Annotated in this window: 17 protein-coding genes; 7 read left to right on the forward strand and 10 right to left on the reverse strand. The window is 73.3% G+C overall.

The window, feature by feature from the left end:
- Positions 1-60: 60 nt before the first annotated feature.
- Together OHA37_RS27950 and OHA37_RS27955 are read right to left on the reverse strand one after the other, a co-directional pair.
- Positions 61-876, reverse strand: a complete 816-nt coding sequence (locus tag OHA37_RS27950; protein ID WP_266909325.1) for a tyrosine-protein phosphatase — start codon at positions 874-876, stop codon at positions 61-63.
- Positions 877-941: 65 nt separating this feature from the next.
- Entirely contained in the window at positions 942-1,574 is a 633-nt protein-coding gene (locus tag OHA37_RS27955; protein WP_266909326.1) for a rhomboid-like protein, read from the reverse strand.
- 66 nt (positions 1,575-1,640) lie between these two features.
- On the opposite strand from OHA37_RS27955, the gene OHA37_RS27960 reads away from it, so the two are divergent.
- Both OHA37_RS27960 and OHA37_RS27965 read left to right on the forward strand, forming a co-directional pair.
- Entirely contained in the window at positions 1,641-2,390 is a 750-nt protein-coding gene (locus OHA37_RS27960; protein ID WP_266909327.1) for a hypothetical protein, read from the forward strand.
- Between the two features lie 77 nt (positions 2,391-2,467).
- Entirely contained in the window at positions 2,468-3,952 is a 1,485-nt protein-coding gene (locus OHA37_RS27965) for a PepSY-associated TM helix domain-containing protein (RefSeq protein WP_266909328.1), read from the forward strand.
- A 51-nt stretch (positions 3,953-4,003) separates the two neighbouring features.
- On the opposite strand, the gene OHA37_RS27970 is transcribed toward OHA37_RS27965, so the two are convergent.
- The 4 genes from OHA37_RS27970 to glnII all read right to left on the reverse strand — a co-directional run bounded on the left by OHA37_RS27970 (position 4,004) and on the right by glnII (position 8,968).
- The gene (locus OHA37_RS27970; RefSeq protein WP_266909329.1) at positions 4,004-5,833 is read right to left on the reverse strand and encodes a serine/threonine-protein kinase; all 1,830 of its coding nucleotides are present in this window, start codon (positions 5,831-5,833) and stop codon (positions 4,004-4,006) included.
- Positions 5,834-5,994: 161 nt separating this feature from the next.
- Positions 5,995-6,588: a winged helix-turn-helix domain-containing protein gene (locus tag OHA37_RS27975; RefSeq protein ID WP_266909330.1), complete on the reverse strand. Its 594-nt coding sequence runs from the start codon at positions 6,586-6,588 to the stop codon at positions 5,995-5,997.
- A gap of 353 nt (positions 6,589-6,941) precedes the next feature.
- Entirely contained in the window at positions 6,942-7,850 is a 909-nt protein-coding gene (locus OHA37_RS27980; RefSeq protein WP_266909332.1) for a DUF6891 domain-containing protein, read from the reverse strand.
- 98 nt (positions 7,851-7,948) lie between these two features.
- Positions 7,949-8,968, reverse strand: a complete 1,020-nt coding sequence (gene glnII / locus OHA37_RS27985) for a glutamine synthetase (protein WP_266909333.1) — start codon at positions 8,966-8,968, stop codon at positions 7,949-7,951.
- Between the two features lie 279 nt (positions 8,969-9,247).
- Between glnII and OHA37_RS27990 the strand changes: the two genes are divergently transcribed.
- Entirely contained in the window at positions 9,248-10,177 is a 930-nt protein-coding gene (locus tag OHA37_RS27990; RefSeq protein WP_443046332.1) for a Gfo/Idh/MocA family protein, read from the forward strand.
- Between the two features lie 60 nt (positions 10,178-10,237).
- Here the strand turns inward: OHA37_RS27990 and OHA37_RS27995 are convergent, their stop codons facing one another.
- Positions 10,238-10,819, reverse strand: coding sequence for a hypothetical protein (locus OHA37_RS27995; RefSeq protein WP_266909334.1), 582 nt, complete (start codon positions 10,817-10,819; stop codon positions 10,238-10,240).
- A gap of 163 nt (positions 10,820-10,982) precedes the next feature.
- Here OHA37_RS27995 and OHA37_RS28000 point away from each other — a divergent pair, with 163 nt between their 5' ends.
- The 3 genes from OHA37_RS28000 to OHA37_RS28010 all read left to right on the forward strand — a co-directional run bounded on the left by OHA37_RS28000 (position 10,983) and on the right by OHA37_RS28010 (position 13,890).
- Positions 10,983-11,690 carry an NADPH-dependent F420 reductase gene (locus OHA37_RS28000; protein ID WP_266909335.1) on the forward strand — a complete coding sequence of 236 codons (708 nt, stop codon included), beginning with the start codon at positions 10,983-10,985 and terminating at the stop codon, positions 11,688-11,690.
- Positions 11,687-12,610, forward strand: coding sequence for a ketopantoate reductase family protein (locus OHA37_RS28005; RefSeq protein ID WP_266909336.1), 924 nt, complete (start codon positions 11,687-11,689; stop codon positions 12,608-12,610). The genes OHA37_RS28000 and OHA37_RS28005 overlap by 4 nt, the downstream gene beginning before the upstream one ends.
- 176 nt (positions 12,611-12,786) lie before the next feature.
- Positions 12,787-13,890, forward strand: coding sequence for a serine hydrolase domain-containing protein (locus OHA37_RS28010; RefSeq protein WP_266909337.1), 1,104 nt, complete (start codon positions 12,787-12,789; stop codon positions 13,888-13,890).
- Here the strand turns inward: OHA37_RS28010 and OHA37_RS28015 are convergent.
- Entirely contained in the window at positions 13,887-14,258 is a 372-nt protein-coding gene (locus OHA37_RS28015; protein ID WP_266909338.1) for an ArsC/Spx/MgsR family protein, read from the reverse strand. The two genes, OHA37_RS28010 and OHA37_RS28015, sit on opposite strands and share 4 nt — an antisense overlap.
- Positions 14,259-14,364: 106 nt before the next feature.
- Here OHA37_RS28015 and OHA37_RS28020 point away from each other — a divergent pair, with 106 nt between their 5' ends.
- Positions 14,365-14,628 carry a hypothetical protein gene (locus OHA37_RS28020; protein ID WP_266909339.1) on the forward strand — a complete coding sequence of 88 codons (264 nt, stop codon included), beginning with the start codon at positions 14,365-14,367 and terminating at the stop codon, positions 14,626-14,628.
- Between the two features lie 46 nt (positions 14,629-14,674).
- Here OHA37_RS28020 and OHA37_RS28025 read toward each other — a convergent pair whose 3' ends face one another.
- Entirely contained in the window at positions 14,675-15,460 is a 786-nt protein-coding gene (locus OHA37_RS28025) for a polysaccharide deacetylase family protein (RefSeq protein ID WP_266909340.1), read from the reverse strand.
- A 111-nt stretch (positions 15,461-15,571) separates the two neighbouring features.
- A complete protein-coding gene (locus tag OHA37_RS28030) occupies positions 15,572-16,690 on the reverse strand; it encodes a PP2C family protein-serine/threonine phosphatase (protein WP_266909341.1) in 1,119 nt (372 codons plus the stop codon).
- Between the last annotated feature and the right edge of the window lies 1 nt (position 16,691).

Raw genomic sequence — 16,691 nt, forward strand, 5'->3', positions numbered from 1 at the left:
CCCAGCGCGCGTGTTCGGACCGGCTCTCCCGGCGCGGCCGGGAGGATCCCGCCGGAAGGCTCAGACGATGAGGCGGGCGCGCAGGGCCTCGACCGTTTCGTCGGGGACGCCGAGGCCCTCGCGCACGTACTTCTCCATCGAGCCGTAGCGCGTGTTCACCTCGTCCAGCGCGGCCTCCAGGTAGGAGGGGAAGACGCCGATCAGCGCCAGCGCGATGTCCGGGTCGCCGCCGGCCGCCGTGAAGCCCTCGATCATCGGGGCGAAGGCGATCCGCACCGCCGGGTTGACCGACAGGTACTCGCTCATCAGCGTCTCGTCGTCGGCGCCGAGCAGGGACAGGACCACGGTCGCGCCCCAGCCCGTACGGTCCTTGCCCGCCGTGCAGTGGAAGAGCAGCGGCCCGGACCGCGGATCGGCGAGCTCGGTGATCAGCAGCCGGTACGCGGCCTGCGCGGAGGCGGAGCTCACCAGGGAGCGGTAGATGCCGGCGAACAGGGCCTGCGCCTTGCCGCCGCCCAGGTGCTCCTCCGCCACCACCGGGTCGGACAGGAGGTCCTTGAGCTGGGCGGCGGGAATCTTCCCCGGTCCGCCGTCGCCGGTGCTGTCGGCCGAGATCTTGTCGGCCAGGGCGTCGGCTATGAGCACCCGGGCGCCGGCCGGTATCCGGTCGGGGTGATCGCCGCGCTCGACGGCGGAGCGGAAATCGACGACGGTGCCGATGCCCAGGGCGGCCACGGCCCGGTCGACGTCGAGGTCGAGCCGGTCGAGCTGGCCGGAGCGCAGCGCCAGGCCCGGGCGGACCCTGCGGCCGTCGGCGAGCGGGGTACCGCCGAGGTCCCGGAGGTTGGCGACGGTCGTGGCGGGGGTGGCGGTCATCGTGGCGGCTCCAACTGATCGGAGAAATCTGATCAGAGAATCGAATGATCAGAGAAATGGATGGCTCAGGACGAAGTGCGCTGGGTGACGCGTGTCATCCCTATGATTTTCGGAGATTTCGCTCCGGAAAGGTAATCGGCGGCCAGCGAGACCCCGAGGCCGAGCCCCAGTGCCACCAGGTGCCCGGCGTCGGTGAAGCTCCGCTCCCGCCGCAGTACCGGCCGGACGGCGAGCGCCAGCAGCCCGGCCCGGGCGGTGGTGCGCACCGGCCCGCGCGGGAGCGCCGAGGTCAGCGCCCCGAGCACGGTGTTGAAGCCGTAGCTGGTGCCCACGTCCACCGCTCGCCGGGTCCGGGGGCCGGCCGTCCGGCGGAGCACCCCGTAGACCAGGAGGGTGGCCGTGACGTGCCCGAACAGGAAGGCGGCCGCCGTCCACCAGGCACCGTAGGCGTACTCGGCGTACCCGAGGACGGCCGCCAGCAGGAGCGCGTACGCCAGCGGCATCGGCTCCTCGACGAGGAAGGCGCTGGCCGCCAGGGTCTCCCAGCGGCCGGCGTCCAGGTTCTCGGCGTTGGTGGAGCAGCGGCGCAGCAGCCGCTCCCGCGCCGCGGGATCCAGCCGCTCCAGGGCGTACGCCCCGAGCTGGACCGCGCCCGTGTACACCGTGCTCATCGGGACCGTCAACGGCAGGGGGCTCATCGGACCATGATCGGCCACGGGGGCGCCCTTTTGCGAGGCGGGGGGCCGTGGCAACATTCCCAGGTCATGTCACACAGCCCCGCGCCGATGCGCGCCACCCGGGCCGCGGTATTCGCGGCGGTGGCCGTCGCACTGGGTGCGGCGGGGCATTCGTACATGTCCGGTACGGACCTTCCCGCGCTGGTGCTTCTGTCCGCATTCGGGCTGACCGGAGGGCTCGCCTGGCTCTCCGCCGGGCGCCGGCGCGGACCGCTCCCCATCGCCGCGTCGCTGCTCGCCGTACAGGCGGTCCTGCACCTCCTGTTCTCCTCTTCCCCGGCCGGTGGACGGCATCGGGCGGATGCGGATGCGGGCGCGGGTATGGACATGGGCGCGAGTGCCGGTGCCGGCAGGGAGGCCGCCGACGCCCTGCACGGCGTGCACTCCGTGAGCGGCATGGAGGGCATGAGCGGTATGGCCGGCATGGGTGACGTGGCCGCCGGCCACGCCCATGACGGGCTCGGCATGATCGCCGCGCACGCCCTCGCCGGGCTGTTCTGCGCGCTCTGGCTGGCCTGGGGCGAGGCCGCCGTCTTCCGGCTCGCCGCCGCCCTCGCGGCCGGGGCGCTGCTCGCCGCCCGGCCGCTCTCCCGGGTCCTCGCCCTACTCCGGGCGCGTGCGATCCCCGTACCGCCGGCGCGGGCGTTCCCGCCCGCCGGGTACGAGCGGCCGCGCACCCTGCGCGGTGCCGTGCACGCGCACACCGCCGAGCGGCGCGGGCCGCCCGCGCGCGGACGGATCCGCATCACGGCCCCCGGCCGTCCTGCCCGCGCCTGACCGAACGGCGCACCCCTGACCGGGGAGGCGAGACCTGGGGCCCCTCACCCATGTCTTCGCCAACACCTAGGACACCCATGTCTCTCGAAGAGGTCGGGGAACTCCGCGCAGCGGACCCCGACGCCCCCGAAACCCCCCTGGCCGCGGCAGAACCAGCCCCCGCCCGGACGCCCGGAACCTGGGCGGCCCTGCGGCCACTGCTCCTGCGCCTGCACTTCTACGCCGGGCTGCTGATCGCCCCGCTCCTGCTCGTCGCCGCCACCACCGGGTTGCTCTACGCCGGCTCCTGGCAGGCCGAGAAGATCCTCTACTCCGACGAGCTGACGGTCGACCGCGTCGGCGCGAGCGCGCAGCCGCTCGGCGCGCAGGTCGCCGCGGCCGTGAACGCCGCGCCCCAGGGCAAGGTGACGGCCGTATGGCCCGCGCCCGAGGCGGACGCCACCACCCGGGTGATCATGGAGAGCCCGGGACTCGCCGAGGGCGAGACCCTCACCGTGTTCGTCGATCCGTATACGGCCGAGGTCCGCGGGAAGCTCACCACCGTCGGGGACGCGCTGCCGCTGCGGGCCTGGCTGAGCGAGTTCCACTCCAGCCTCCACCTGGGGGAGTTCGGCCGGAACTACAGCGAACTCGCCGCGAGCTGGCTGTGGGTGGTCGCGCTCGGCGGGCTCGCGCTGTGGATCGGCCGCAAGCGTGCCCGTAAGGCCGCCCTCGTAGCGCCCGACCGCACGGCGACCGGCCGCCGCAAGACCCTGTCCTGGCACGGCTCCGTCGGCGTCTGGATCGCGGTCGGCCTCGTCGGCCTCTCCGTCACCGGCCTGACCTGGTCGAGGTACGCCGGCGAGAACATCGGGGAACTCAAGGACGGCCTCGGCGGGGGCACCCCGGCCGTGGCCGCCAAGCTTCCCGGCGCCCCGGCCGCCGACGCGGGCGGCGAGCACGCCGGGCACGGCGCGGCCGGCGGTGACCAGGCGGCGATGCCCGCCCCGGTCGATGTCATCGGCATCGACGGAGCGGTGGCGGCGGCCCGGTCCGCCGGAGTCACCGAGTCGCTGCGGATCAGCCTGCCCACCCCGGGCAAGGGGTACGTGGTCAAGGAGCAGGACAAGCAGGTGCCGGTGCACCTGGACGCGGTCTCCGTGGACCCCGCAGACGGCCGGGTCATGGACGAACTCCGCTTCGCCGACCACCCGCTGCTCGCCCAGCTGACCCGCTTCGGCATCGACCTGCACATGGGCCTGACCTTCGGGCTCGCCAACCAGCTGGCGCTGGCCGCGCTGGCGGTCCTGGTGATGTTCATGGTCGTCTGGGGCTACCGCATGTGGTGGCTGCGCCGCCCGACCAAGGAGCGCACGCTCTCGGCCGGCCGCCCCCAGCCGCGCGGGGCGTGGCGGAAGCTGCCGGTGACGCTGCTGCTGCCGCTGGCCGCGGCGACGGCCGTCGTGGGCTGGTTCGTACCGATGCTGGGCATCAGCCTGCTGGTGTTCCTCGCGGGGGACCTGGCACTGGGCTTCGTCGCGTCGAGGCGCGGGGCCGGGGCCGGGGCCGGCGCCGAGGTCTAGATCACCGTTCGTGGGCCCGGGCCTCCTCCCGAGGAGCCCGGGCCCACGGCGTCAGCCGATCTTCCAGAGGGTGAGTGCGGTGACGTAGTCGGGCACGGGGCGGAAGCCCCCCTTCTTGGGCACCACCTCGGTGATGCGGAGCATCGCCAGGTTCCCGTCGCTGGTGACCGTGCACAGCACGGTGCCCTTCGTGAGCTCCTTGCCCCGCTCGAGCTGGTCGCTCGTCAGCTTGGAGGCCAGGGCGTTGGTGGCGACGGCGTCCTTGCACTCCTCCGGCGCGCTGCCCGTGCTCTTGCCCGTGGCCGTCTGGAAGACCAGGCCCGCGTCGCTCCAGTCGTGGTAGGTGAGCTCCATGTCCCGGTCCTCGCCGATCTCCCCGTTGGGAATGACCTTCGGAGCGTCCAGGTCGACGTGGGTTCCGGTGCTGGAGGAGGGTGCGCGCAGCGTCAGGGGCTTGTCCTGGAAGACCACCGTGTACGCGGTCTTCGGCGGGGCGGAGGCCGAGGGCGAGGTCTTCGGCGCGGAGGAGGCCTTGGCCGGATCCGGTGATCCGGGCACGGGAGCGGCCGGGGTCTCCTGCCGGGCGGCGGGTGCCTTCGCGTCGTCCTTGGAGTCGTCCTCGTCCAGCAGCCAGACCGTGCCGGCTCCCGAGAGGACGGCCGCGACGAGGGAGGCGGCGACGAGCCCGCCACGGAAGCCCTTCCGAGCCGAAGCCGAAGCCGAAGCCGGAGCCGAAGCCGGAGCCGAAGCCGGAGCCGCGACCGAGACCGGCGGTACGGGCGTCGGGTGGCCCGGCCGCGGCGGCCCGGCGGGCCGGGGCGGCGCGAAGGCCGTGTCCGCGTCGTGGACCCCGCCGAAGGCACCGGAGGTCCCGGTCCCCGGTCCCGTACCGGCCGGGCCGAAGGCGCCACCACCACCGGCGGCCGCCGCCGCACCCGAGTCCGCCACCGTCGGCACCGGCGGATTCGCCGCGGCCTGCACCCGGCGGGCGATCTCCTGCCCGACCGGCTCCGGGAGCCAGCCGTCGAAATCGTTCAGCGGCCGTTTGGCGAACAGTTCGCACAGCGCGGCGAGTTCGTCCGTGCCGATCCGCTCCGCCGGATCCGCCGTCAGGCAGCGCTCCAGCAGCGGCCGCAGTTCCAGCGGGTAGCCGCTCAGGTCCGGGGGCAGCCGGTCGGTGTTGGCGATCCGCACGCCGAGGGCGGTGGCCCCGCCCTCCCCGTAGGGATGCCGCCCGGTGGCCGCGACGGCGGCGATGAGCCCGACCGAGAACAGGTCGCTCGCGGTGGTGACCTCGCCGCCCAGCGCGTGTTCGGGGGACATGTACTGCGGGGTGCCGATGACCCCGCCGGTGCGGGTGAGCTGCGTACTGTCGGCGGCCCGGGCGATCCCGAAGTCGATGACGTAGGGCCCAGCCGCGCCGAGCAGCAGGTTGGCGGGCTTCAGGTCGCGGTGCACGACCCCCGCGGCGTGGATGGAGCCGAGGGCCCGCGCCGTGCAGCCGATCAGCTGGAAGACGGCGCCCAGCGGGAGCGGACCGTAGGCGTTCAGGGTGTCGTGCAGCGACAGTCCCGGTACGAACTCCGAGGCGAGCCAGGGCAGGGCGCCCGTGGTGTCGTGGTCGAGGACCGGCACGAGGTGGTAGCCCTGCACCCGGCGCGCGGCCCGCACCTCCTGTTCGAACCGGCTCCGGAAGTCCGGGTCCTGCCCGAACTCCCGGCGGATCAGCTTCAGTGCGACCGGCTGCCCGCCGCGGGTGTGCGAGAGGTAGACGGTTCCCATGCCGCCCTCGCCGATCCGGGCGGTCAGCCGGTAGCCGGCGGTCTCGCGGGGGTCCTGGGGCTCAAGTGGGGCAAGTACGCTGCCGGTTCCGATGGTCACGACGGAAAAGCCTACGTCAGGGACCGGGCCTGATCAGCACGGATGTGCGAGGAAATCCCCTTTGTGATGGCCCGAGTTGGCCCGGTCCGGGCCGCGTGGTCCACCCCGCCCGGGCCGGGCCCGTACTCCCCCTCGTCAGTACGGGCCCGCCGTCGTCCCGGTCAGGGGGCGTACTTGTACCCCACGCGGCGCACGGTCTGGATCGCGCCGCGGTGGGCGGCGCCCAGCTTGCGGCGCAGCCGCGCGACGTGGACGTCGACCGTGCGGCCGTCGCCGACGTGGCCGTAGCCCCAGACGGTGGTCACCAGCTGGTCGCGGCTGTGCACCCGGTGCGGGTGCGCGACCAGATGGGCCAGCAGCTCGAACTCCAGGTACGTCAGGTCCAGAACCTCGCCGTCCACCTCGGCGGTGCGCTGCGCGGGGTCGATGCGGACCAGGGCGTCGCCGGTGACGGCCGCCGCGCCGGGGGTCGGGGCGGCGGGAACGGACTGCGGGGAGAAGGCGATCGGCGGCTGCTGGTCGGCCGGTACGAGCACCAGGTAGCCGACCATCGGCGGCTGGCCGGGGAGGGCCGGCAGGGTGTGCTGGGGAGCGGGCAGCCAGGTGGCGCCGGGCGGCAGGAAGTCCGCTACGCGGGCCACCTCATCGCGGTCCACGGCCCGCAGGCGGTGGCGCGGACTGGGCGGGAAGCTCGGGTAGGTCAGGGGAGAGGTCGCAGCGGAGGAGGCGGAAGCGAAGGAACGGGTGTTCGCCATGAGTGGTCAGCTCTTTCACGCGGAGTAGTCGGCAGGAGACGTACGTAAAGGCGTCGTCTTGTGTCGTACCGCGCAGACCGAAGGCCTGGGGGAGGTCGTTTTCGAGGTCCCGGAGGCTTTAGAGGGCCGGCGCGTTCTTCGCGCGGCAACACACCCGGTCGAAATCGTGATCCTGACGGGAAGGCCAGAACGGCTCGAGGTCGCTGCGACCTGTCGAGGTGTACGAGTAACTGGCCATGGCCCCATTCAAGCAGATGCGCGGCCCCCGGGGCAGGCCCCGTCTCACTCTATGGATCGGAATCCCATATTCCGTGATCATGGCGTGAACGGACCATTGCAATCCCGACAATCCGTCACCCGGCCAGCCGCTTCCTCCAGTCCATCTCCGTCACCCGTATCGCATCATGGGCGGATCCGTCCCACGACCAGGTCAGCCCCACCGCGTCCAGCGCCCGGGTGACCTGCCGGCCCACGGCGGCGGTGAGCTCCTCGCCCGGCGCGAAGCCCCCGTAGAGCAACCACAGGTCGCCCCCCGCCGCCGCGCCCTCGGTGCACTGCGAGTGGAAGAAGACGAAGCCCCGGGCGTCCTCCCGGCCCGCGGCCCGGATCTCCGCGAGGCCGCAGTTGCGGCAGCACGCGAAGTTCTCCCGCGCGGTGATGCCGGCGGCATCGAGCGAGGCGAAGGCCCGCGCGAGCCGCTCGGGGTCGGTCTCGCCCACCCAGTGCGCCTGCTCCGCCAGCCGCTCCCGCCAGAGCCGGTCCACCAGGTGCTCGGCCTGCGCGCGCGACACCGGCCGGACCCCGCCCGAGACGAGGTACTCCTCGGCGTGCTCGCTCAGCACCGCCCGGTCGTCGTAACCGCACCGGAGCCCGTCCCGTACGAGCTCGGTCAGCTCCTCCTCCACCTCGGGGGCGAGCGGGGCCGGCTCCTCCACCGGAAACTCCAGTCGCTCCCAGGCCGGACCGAGGTCCCAGCCCTTCTCCTGGCGGGCCCAGCGGGCCATCACGTCCACCACCTCGGCCGCCGTGCCGACGAACGCCTGGAAGTGCCGGTCGGGGGCGCCGTCGCGGTGCTCCAGCTGGTAGTCCCCGCCGGTCTCGTGCCAGACCTGGGCGAACACATCCGGTTCGTCCGGCAGTCGCTCCACGATGAGGAAGTGGTCGCCGTCGGCGCCGATGCGCCCGACGAGTTCGGACAGCAGGGGCAGCGCGGGCCGGCGGTAGGTCTCGGCGGGCTCGGTGCGCAGGGTGACGGGCAGCATGGTCCACACGATGGCAGGCGCCACCGACAGCGCGGCGCCCGCCCTCCCCGAGGGGGGAGGACGGGCGCCGGGGTGCTGTCAGGGGTGGCCGGCCGTGGTCAGACCAGGCCGTCCTTCTCCAGGGCGGTGCAGCAGGTGTCCGTGATGAGGCGGGTCACCACGTACGGGTCCACGTTCGCGTTCGGGCGGCGGTCCTCGATGTAGCCCTTGCCGTCCTTCTCCACCTGCCACGGGATGCGGACCGAGGCGCCGCGGTCCGAGACGCCGTAGCTGTACTCGTTCCACGGGGCCGTCTCGTGCAGGCCCGTCAGGCGCTCGTCGATGCCCGCGCCGTAGTTCTTGACGTGGTCCAGCGGCTTGCTGCCCTCGCCCAGGGACTCGGCCGCGGAGATGATCGCGCGGTAGTCCTCGCGCATCGCCTTCGTGGAGAAGTTGGTGTGCGCGCCCGCGCCGTTCCAGTCGCCCTTGACCGGCTTCGGGTTCAGCGTCGCGGAGACGTTGAAGTCCTCGGCGGTGCGGTAGAGCAGCCAGCGCGCGATCCACAGCTGGTCGGAGACCTCCAGGGGGCCGACCGGGCCGACCTGGAACTCCCACTGGCCGGGCATGACCTCGGCGTTGATGCCGGAGATCGCCAGGCCCGCCGCGAGGCAGTGGTCCAGGTGCTTCTCGACGATGTCGCGGCCGAAGATCTCGTCCGAGCCGACACCGCAGTAGTAGCCGCCCTGCGCGGCCGGGAAGCCGTTGACCGGGAAGCCGAGCGGGCGGGTGCCGTCGAAGAAGGTGTACTCCTGCTCGATGCCGTAGATCGGCTCCTGAGCGGCGAACTTCTCGGCGATCGGACGCAGCAGCGCGCGGGTGTTCGACTCGTGCGGGGTCATGTCGATGTTCAGGACCTCGCACAGGACGAGGACGTTGTCACCGCCGCGGATCGGGTCCGGGCAGGTGAACACCGGCTGCAGCACGCGGTCGGAGGCGTGGCCCTCGGCCTGGTTGGTGCTCGAACCGTCGAAGCCCCAGATCGGCAGCGCGCCGCCGTCCGCCATGATCTTGGTCTTGGAGCGGAGCTTCGCAGTCGGCTCGGTTCCGTCGATCCAGATGTACTCAGCCTTGTAGCTCACGGGCCCCATCCTTCGGTGCGTCGCTCCGGCGCAGACTCTGCGGGTGCTGCGTTGCGTCCTGCGGATCGCGTACGGCGGTTCACGTCCCTGTGGCTCGCGTACTGCGAATTCGTTCTGCGGTGTAGACCGCAGCGTGCCCGCTCGCGATTTCTCTTCCGTTGCCCGTATGTGAACCCCGTGTTACCGAGGTTTACTCCGCAGGTGGGCGCGGTCGAGAGGGTTGGCGTCAGAGCGCCCGTCCGGGTGGGGCAGACTGGGCGGGTGAGCATTTCGTACGATTTGACGTCCGCCGGAGATGCCGCCGCAGAGGCCGCTTCCGGGCCCCGCCCCCGGGTCGGCCTGCTGGGCACCGGCCCCTGGGCCCACCGCACGCACGCCCCCGCCCTCGCCGCCCACCCCGGCTCCGAGTTCGCCGGAGTCTGGGGCCGGCGCCCCGAAGCCGCGGCCGAACTGGCGCGCGAGTACGGGGTGAAGGTGTACGAAGACCCCGACGCGCTGTTCGCCGACTGTGACGCCGTGGCCTTCGCGCTCCCGCCCGACGTGCAGGCCCCGCTCGCCGTGCGCGCGGCCGCCGCCGGCTGTCACCTGCTGCTCGACAAACCCGTCGCCACGACCCCGGCCGACGCCCGCGCGGTCGCCGAGGCCGTCGCCGAGCACCGGGTCGCCTCCGTCGTCTTCCTCACCCTGCGCTTCGCCGAGCCGACCGCCGGCTGGGTGGAGGAGCAGGCGGAGCGCACGGGCTGGTTCACCGCCGCCGCGCACTGGCTCGGCGCGGTCTTCCCGCCCGACGGCGAGCCCAGTGCCTACGCGGACTCGCCCTGGCGCAAGGCCAAGGGCGGACTGTGGGACGTGGGCCCGCACGCCTTGTCCGTACTCATTCCGGTCCTCGGCGACGTCACCGAGGTCAGCGCCACCCGCGGCCCCGCCGACGTGGTCCAGCTGGCCCTGCGCCACAGCTCCGGCGCGGCCAGCACCGCCGTGCTCAGCCTCGGCTCCCCGCGCGCGGCCGCCGGGGTGGGACTGGAACTGCGCGGGACCGCCGGGGTCTTCGGCCTGCCGGAGTGGAGCGACGTACCGGGGGCCTACGGCCGCGCCCTGGACGCACTCCTCACCTCGGCCCGCACCGGGGTGCCGGACGTACGGGGGGCGGAGTTCGGAGCCCGGCTCACGGAGATCCTGGCGGAGGCGGAGGGGCAGCTGCCCCGATAGCGCCCGACGCCCTCGGGCACCCGGGTCCGGGTGACGCCCCCGCCGTGCGCGGCGGGGGCGTCACTTGATCACCGCGTTGGCCACGATGATGGCCAGCCCGATCGTGGCGTCGGCGACCCCGATGAGCAGCGCCGAGCCGAGCTTGTAGCCGACCCGGAGGGCCACGAAGGCGCCCCAGGCGAACAGCAGCGCGGTGTTCACGCCGAGCCCGATGGCAGTGACCCCGTGCGAGTCCCAGTCGGTGAGCCCGGCGACGAGCAGGAGCAGCACCGTGGGCAGGGTGGCCGCGATCATGGGCCACTCGTTCCACAGCGCCCGGCCCAGGATCCGCCACCGGTGGCCCGCGGAGCCGGCCTGATGGGTGCTCATGTGGTGCGAGTACCCGTGCGCGAGCCCGGCCGTGGCGGCGGTGACGAGCACCCAGCTGGCATCGTAGAAGGGGGTGTACTCCCCGCCCTTCTGGTCGAGCGCGGCCAGCAGCCCGGACGCCAGGACGGTCCCGTACACCCCGCCGAACATCCAGTCGGCGCCGCGGCGGGGCGGGGGGAGCGGGGGGAGCGCGGGCACCGGGAGCTCCGGCGGCACCGGCGGCACCGGAGCCTCGCCGGGCATGGTGGGCCTCGGGTGCTGCTGCTCGTTCACGATGGATCCTTTGGTGCGGTACGTCCCCTTTGTGCTGGACCCACCCTACGAGGCGCGGGGTGGGGCCGAGGTGAAGGGGTGGGGCCGCGACGGTCGCGGGGACGCCTCGCCGCCGGTGGCGCAGCGGCGGAATACCCCGGATCGCGGGCGACTTGAACCCCGCATGGCAACTCTTGGACTCATCGGAAGCGGCAATATCGGAAGCACCCTCGCGCGGCTCGCCGTGGACGCGGGGCTGGACGTGGTCCTCAGCAATTCCAGGGGACCGGAGACGCTGGACACCCTGGTCGCCGAGCTCGGCCCGCGGGCCCGGGCCGCCACCCCCGCCGAGGCGGCCGCGGCCGGCGACTGGGTCGTGGCCACCATTCCGCTCAAGAACTACCGCGAGCTGCCCGCCGACGTCCTGGCGGGCAAGGTCGTGCTCGACACGCTCAACTACTACCCGCAGCGGGACGGGGTCTTCCCCGCCCTGGAGGCGGAGGAGACCACCACCAGCGGGCTCGTCCAGGAACACCTGTCCGGGGCGCAGGTCGTCAAGGCGTTCAACAACATCTACTTCAAGCACCTGCTCTCCCTCGCCCGCCCGGCCGGCTCCCCGGACCGCTCGGCCCTGCCGATCGCGGGCGAGGACCCGGCCGCCCGCGCGTCCGCCACCCGCCTCCTCGACCTGCTCGGCTACGACGCGGTCGACGCGGGGACGCTCGCCGAGAGCTGGCGCTTCCAGCGCGACACGCCCGTGTACGTCCTCCCGTACGCCGAGGACACGGACGGCCCGGGGGGATTCCGCGAGGCTCCGGGGGCCGTTGCCGGTGCGGCGTCCGTCCGCGCCGCCCTGGCCGAGGCCGTCCGGCCCGCGGGCGGCGCCGGATGAGGATCCTGACGGTCGGAGCCGGAGCCGCGGGCGGCTACTTCGGCGCGCGCCTCGCCCGGGCCGGCCGGGACGTCACCTTCCTGGTGCGCCCCCGGCGGGCCGAGGCCCTGCGGGCGCGCGGGCTGCGGGTGAGCGGGCCGGGGGAGGAGATCGCCCTCGACCCGCAGCTCGTGACCGCCGACGCGCTGGCGCCGAAGTACGACCTCGTCCTGCTGTCGGTGAAGTCCACCTCCCTCGAAGCGGCCGTCCGGGACCTCGCCCCGGCGGTCGGTCCCGGCACGGTGATCCTCCCCCTGCTCAACGGGATGGCCCACCTCGACCGCCTCACGGACCGGTTCGGGGAGGCGGCGGTGCTCGGCGGGGTGGCCAAGGTGGTCACCACCCTGAACGAGCACGGCGACATCCTCCGGCTGGCCCCGCCCACCGTGCTGCTCACCGGCGAACTCGACGGCCGTCCCTCGGCGCGGGTGGACGCCGTGCGCGAGGTGCTGGCCGGGGCGGGCATCGACACCCCCGAAGTGCCGGACATCGTGGGCGCCATGTGGCACAAGTGGGTCTTCATCACCAGCCTGGTGGCGGTCACCTCCCTGGCGCGCGGAGCCGTCGGAGAGGTCAACGCCGTACCCGGCGGGACCGAGTTCGGCCTCGCGGTCCTCTCGGAGGCGGCCGCCGTGTCGGCCGCCGCCGGGCATCCGGTGCCGGAGTCCGAACTCGCCTTTACCGCACGGACGCTGGCCGCGCCGGGCTCGCCGCTGACCCCGTCGATGTACCGGGACCTGGTCGCCGGTCACCCGACCGAGGTCGAGCACGTGCTCGGCGACCTGACCGCCAGGGCCCGCGGCCTCGCCGTACCCACGCCGCTCCTCGATCTCGCGGCCCTCCAGCTGCGGGTGCACCAGCGCCGGGTGGCGGGGGCGTAGGGCGGAGGGGGCGGAGGGGGTGTAGGGCTGTGGCCGGCAGGCCTCAGGGTCTGCCCACCCGGCCCCTTCGGGGTGGCCTCGGGGTGGGGTCAGGGTGATCACCGATGGGCAACGCGCGGTGGCTGGAGGAGTGTTGGTGTCAGAGCCCACCGAGCCGCCTTCTCCAGGAGCCACCGATGAACGCACGCCCCCGCACCGCCCGCAGGATCGCCGTCACCGGCATCGCCTTCGCGGTCCTTGCCGTGGGTGCGGGTGCCCCGGCCGCACTGGCGGCGACCGGCGGGTCCGACGGCTCCGCCGCCACCCCGGCGTACGCCCGGCAGGCGGTCACCCGCGATCCCGCCGCACTGCGGGCCTTGCTGGTCTCCCTGCCCGACGGGATCTCGACGGGGGCCCTGGTGCGGCTGTCCGGCGAGGGGCTGCGCACGCCGTGGACCGGGACCGGCGGGCCCGTCGCCGCGGACGCGGAGGTCCCGATCGGCAGCGTCACCAAGCTGTTCACGAACGCCCTGGTGCTGCGGCTCGTCGCGGAGCACCGGATCGAGATCGACGCGCCGGTGCGCCGCTACCTGCCCGACCTGATACCCGAGGCCTACGCCGAAGTCACCGTCCGGCAGCTCATGGACCACACCGCCGACCTGCCGAAGGCCGGCAGCGATTCCGCCGACCCGCGCACCCTCGTGCTGGAGACGTTCGCGACGGAGGCGGCCACCGGCTCGGGCCGCACACCGGCCCCGGGCACGGTCCAGCAGTACAACGGGACGAACACCTTCGTCGCCGGCCTGCTCGTGGAGCGGATAACCGGCCGGACCTACGCGGAGGAGCTGCAGCGCCGCATCCTGCGCCCCCTGGGGCTGCGGCAGACCCGGATGTCGACGGATCCCCGGATGGCCAGGTTCTGGGCGGAGGGCGGCCTGGTCTCCACCGCGGCCGATCTGGACCGCTTCATGGGCGCACTGCTGGGCGGCCGACTGCTGCCGCCCGCCCAGCAGCGGCACCTGTACGAGGTCCCGGACGTGCCCAACGCCGCGGAGAACAAGTGCCTGTCGCCGAAGGCCTGCTTCAGCGCGGCCGGCTTGATGCGCCACGAGACGGCCGGCACCACGGTCTGGGGCAAGACGGGCTTCGGCCCCGGCTGGTCGACCGGGGTGTTCGCGACCGAGCACGCCGGCCGCCGGCTCGTCTTCGCCCACAACCCGGTGCCCGGTACGACCGGGAAGCAGCAGACGGGGCGCGCCGTGGAGTTCGTGAACGCGGGCCTCGCGGGTCTCGCGGGCTAGAGCGTGCGCGAGAGGGCTTCGCGGACGGCCTCCTCCGAGCGGGCCACCACCGCCGTGCCGTCCTCGGCGGTGATGATCGGGCGCTGGATCAGCTTCGGGTGCGCCGCCAGGTGGCTGATCCAGGCCCCGCGGGCCTCTTCGGTCTCCTCGCGCGGCAGGTCCCGTACGCCGGTCACCTTGGCCAGGGGATCCGAGGTGCGGGTGATGTCCCAGGGCTCCAGGCCGAGGCGGCCCAGGACCTCGCGGATCTCGGCTTCGGAGGGCACGTCCTCCAGGTAGCGGCGGACGGTGTACTCGGCGCCCTCCGCGTCCAGGAGCGTCAGCGCGCTACGGCACTTCGAGCAGGCGGGATTGATCCAGATCTCCATGCTCGAAAGCTTAGCCAGGTGCTGTCTGGCCAGGTCCTTTGTCAGTGGTCGCCGGTAAAATTCAAGGAGAAGGACAGGACGCCAACTTGCCTTTGGGAGGCTGTAGATGGCCACTGCCATGACCCTGCGCACCATCGATCCCGTCAAGAAGAAGCCGCTGCCGGCGGGACTGCCGCGCGAGTGGTACGAGAGCCACAACCGGCGGCTGAAGGCCATGCGACTGGCGATATCGCTGCTCGACTCGGGTACGTATGACGCTCAGCGCGCCACCAACCGCAAGATCCGCACGATGGCCGTCCGGACGGGCATCCGCCGGCCGTCGAACGTGACCTGCAAGCTGGTCCGTTCCTTCATCCGCGACGCCGGGTAGGCGCGGCGGGCGGGGGGCGGGCCGGGCGGGCCGGCGGGTCTCAGCCTCAGCCCGCCTCGGGGATCTTGGGGAAGCTGAAGCCGTAGCCCTGCTCCTTGAGCCACGGCAGCAGCTTTTCGAGGGCCTCGACGGACTGGGAGCGGTCGCCACCCCCGTCGTGCATGAGGATCGTCGGCCCCTTGGTCTTCAACTGGTCCTGCACGGTGCTGACGATCCTGTCCGCGCCGGGCCGGTTGAAGTCGCCGGGGTCGACGTTCCAGCCGAGGTTGGCCATGCCGTTGCGGGCGGCGATCTCGCGGCTCTCGGGGGTGAAGGCGCCGCCGGGGGCGCGGTAGTACCAGATGCGGGCGGAGCCGCTCGCCTCGTCGATCATCCGCTTCGCGTCCATGATCTCCCTCTCCTGGTACGCGACGTCTTTCTTGTTCATGGCCGTGTCGTGGCTGACCGCGTGGTTGCACAGGCGGTGGCCGGCCGAGGTGATCTCCTTCACCAGGTCCGGGTGCTTCTTCGCGTTCGGCCCGGTCAGGCAGAAGGTGGCCTTCGCGCCGTGGGCCTTGAGGAGTCCGAGCGCCTTCGGGGTCCACCTCGGGTCCGGGCCGTCGTCCAGGGTGAGGTTGACGACCTTGCCCCCGTCCTCGGCCGCGCGCACCAGGGCCGAGCCCACCTGGAGCGGGGCGGGGGCCTCGATCTGCTGGTGCTGCGCCGAGTCCGGGTCCGCCGCCGCCTCTTCCCCGGCCAGGCCCACCACGATCGCACCGGTGATCAGGGCGACGGCTCCGGCCGCCGCGATGATCGCGCTGATCCGCTGGTTGTGTTTGTACGGTGCGCGCATCGTAGGGGCCTCGATTTCCGTGCTCGGGGGGCTGGAAAACCCGAGCAAAACACGGAAATTGACCCAAATGGGCGATGGTCATCGTTTGGTCACGTGATCAGTACTGCGTGGTCACCGGGCCCCGGGGACCTCACCCGTCGCCCCCTCCGGCTCCGGTGACAGGGACAGCACCAGCAGGGCCACGTCGTCGCGCGGCCCGCCCCCGCTGAAGGACCGCAAGTCCCGCCACACCGCCGAGGCCAGGCCCGCCGGATCCGTCGCCAGTGCGGGCACGCGCGCGGCCAGCGGGTAGAAGTTGCCCGCCGCGTCACGGGCCTCCGTCACCCCGTCCGTGTACATCACCAGCCGGTCCCCGGGCAGCACCCGGAGCTCGGCCGGCACGGCCGGGGTGGGGCCGGCCAGGCCCAGGCCCAGCGGAGGCCCCGGGTCCACCTCGACTTCCGAGACCGTGAAACCCCGTAGCAGCAGGGGCGGGGGATGCCCGCACGACACGATCCGTACGAGGTCCAGCCCGGGCGGGAACTCCAGCAGCACCGCCGTCGCGAAGAGCTCCGCGTGCGCCACCGACTCGGCCGCCGAGTCCGCGAGCAGCCGCCGGTCCAGCCGGGCCGCCACCGTCGTGAGCTCCGCGTCGTCCAGGACCCCCTCCCGGAAGGCGCCGAGCAGCGAGGCCACGGTGCCGACGGCGGCCAGGCCGTGGCCCTGGACGTCGCCGACCAGCGCGCGCACGCCGTAGGGCCCGACCCGTACGTCGTACAGGTCGCCGCCGACCAGGGTGCCCTGCTGGGCCGCCCGGTAGAGGCCCGCGCAGCCGACCGCGCCGACCCGTTCGGGGACGGGCGGCAGGACCGCGAGCTGCGCCGCCTCCGCGACGGTGCGCACGCTCACCAGCTGGGCGTCGCGGCGTTTTCGGACCCAGGCGACCACCACGCTGAGCAGGCCGATCACGGCGACGGTCGCGAGGTCGGAGCCCCGGGCATGGGCGATCCCGAGCGTGGGCAGGCCGATGAGGACCAGCACCACCGCGGCGAAGACGGCCGTCCCGGCGGCCCCGTAGGCGAAGGCGGCGACCGGGGGGAGTCCGGCCAGGAAGTAGCCCAGCTCGACGTCGCCCGGGGTGATGCGCTGGACGAACACCAGCACGACGAGGGCCACCGCGGGCGCGAGGCGGGCCCAGCGCGGCGGCGGCGCCCCGCGCAGCCAGCCCGGCTCCTCGCGTCGGCGTCTCACC

It is taken from the genome of Streptomyces sp. NBC_00335, from assembly GCF_036127095.1.
In the GTDB taxonomy this organism is placed as follows: domain Bacteria; phylum Actinomycetota; class Actinomycetes; order Streptomycetales; family Streptomycetaceae; genus Streptomyces.

What these genes read in the sequence shown, in the direction of transcription:
- OHA37_RS27950 (WP_266909325.1), bottom strand. Translation starts at nt 876, where the DNA reads ATGACCGCCACCCCCGCCACGACCGTCGCCAACCTCCGGGACCTCGGC.
- OHA37_RS27955 (WP_266909326.1), bottom strand. Translation starts at nt 1,574, where the DNA reads ATGAGCCCCCTGCCGTTGACGGTCCCGATGAGCACGGTGTACACGGGC.
- OHA37_RS27960 (WP_266909327.1), top strand. Translation starts at nt 1,641, where the DNA reads ATGTCACACAGCCCCGCGCCGATGCGCGCCACCCGGGCCGCGGTATTC.
- OHA37_RS27965 (WP_266909328.1), top strand. Translation starts at nt 2,468, where the DNA reads ATGTCTCTCGAAGAGGTCGGGGAACTCCGCGCAGCGGACCCCGACGCC.
- OHA37_RS27975 (WP_266909330.1), bottom strand. Translation starts at nt 6,588, where the DNA reads ATGGCGAACACCCGTTCCTTCGCTTCCGCCTCCTCCGCTGCGACCTCT.
- OHA37_RS27980 (WP_266909332.1), bottom strand. Translation starts at nt 7,850, where the DNA reads ATGCTGCCCGTCACCCTGCGCACCGAGCCCGCCGAGACCTACCGCCGG.
- OHA37_RS28000 (WP_266909335.1), top strand. Translation starts at nt 10,983, where the DNA reads ATGGCAACTCTTGGACTCATCGGAAGCGGCAATATCGGAAGCACCCTC.
- OHA37_RS28005 (WP_266909336.1), top strand. Translation starts at nt 11,687, where the DNA reads ATGAGGATCCTGACGGTCGGAGCCGGAGCCGCGGGCGGCTACTTCGGC.
- OHA37_RS28010 (WP_266909337.1), top strand. Translation starts at nt 12,787, where the DNA reads ATGAACGCACGCCCCCGCACCGCCCGCAGGATCGCCGTCACCGGCATC.
- OHA37_RS28015 (WP_266909338.1), bottom strand. Translation starts at nt 14,258, where the DNA reads ATGGAGATCTGGATCAATCCCGCCTGCTCGAAGTGCCGTAGCGCGCTG.
- OHA37_RS28020 (WP_266909339.1), top strand. Translation starts at nt 14,365, where the DNA reads ATGGCCACTGCCATGACCCTGCGCACCATCGATCCCGTCAAGAAGAAG.
- OHA37_RS28025 (WP_266909340.1), bottom strand. Translation starts at nt 15,460, where the DNA reads ATGCGCGCACCGTACAAACACAACCAGCGGATCAGCGCGATCATCGCG.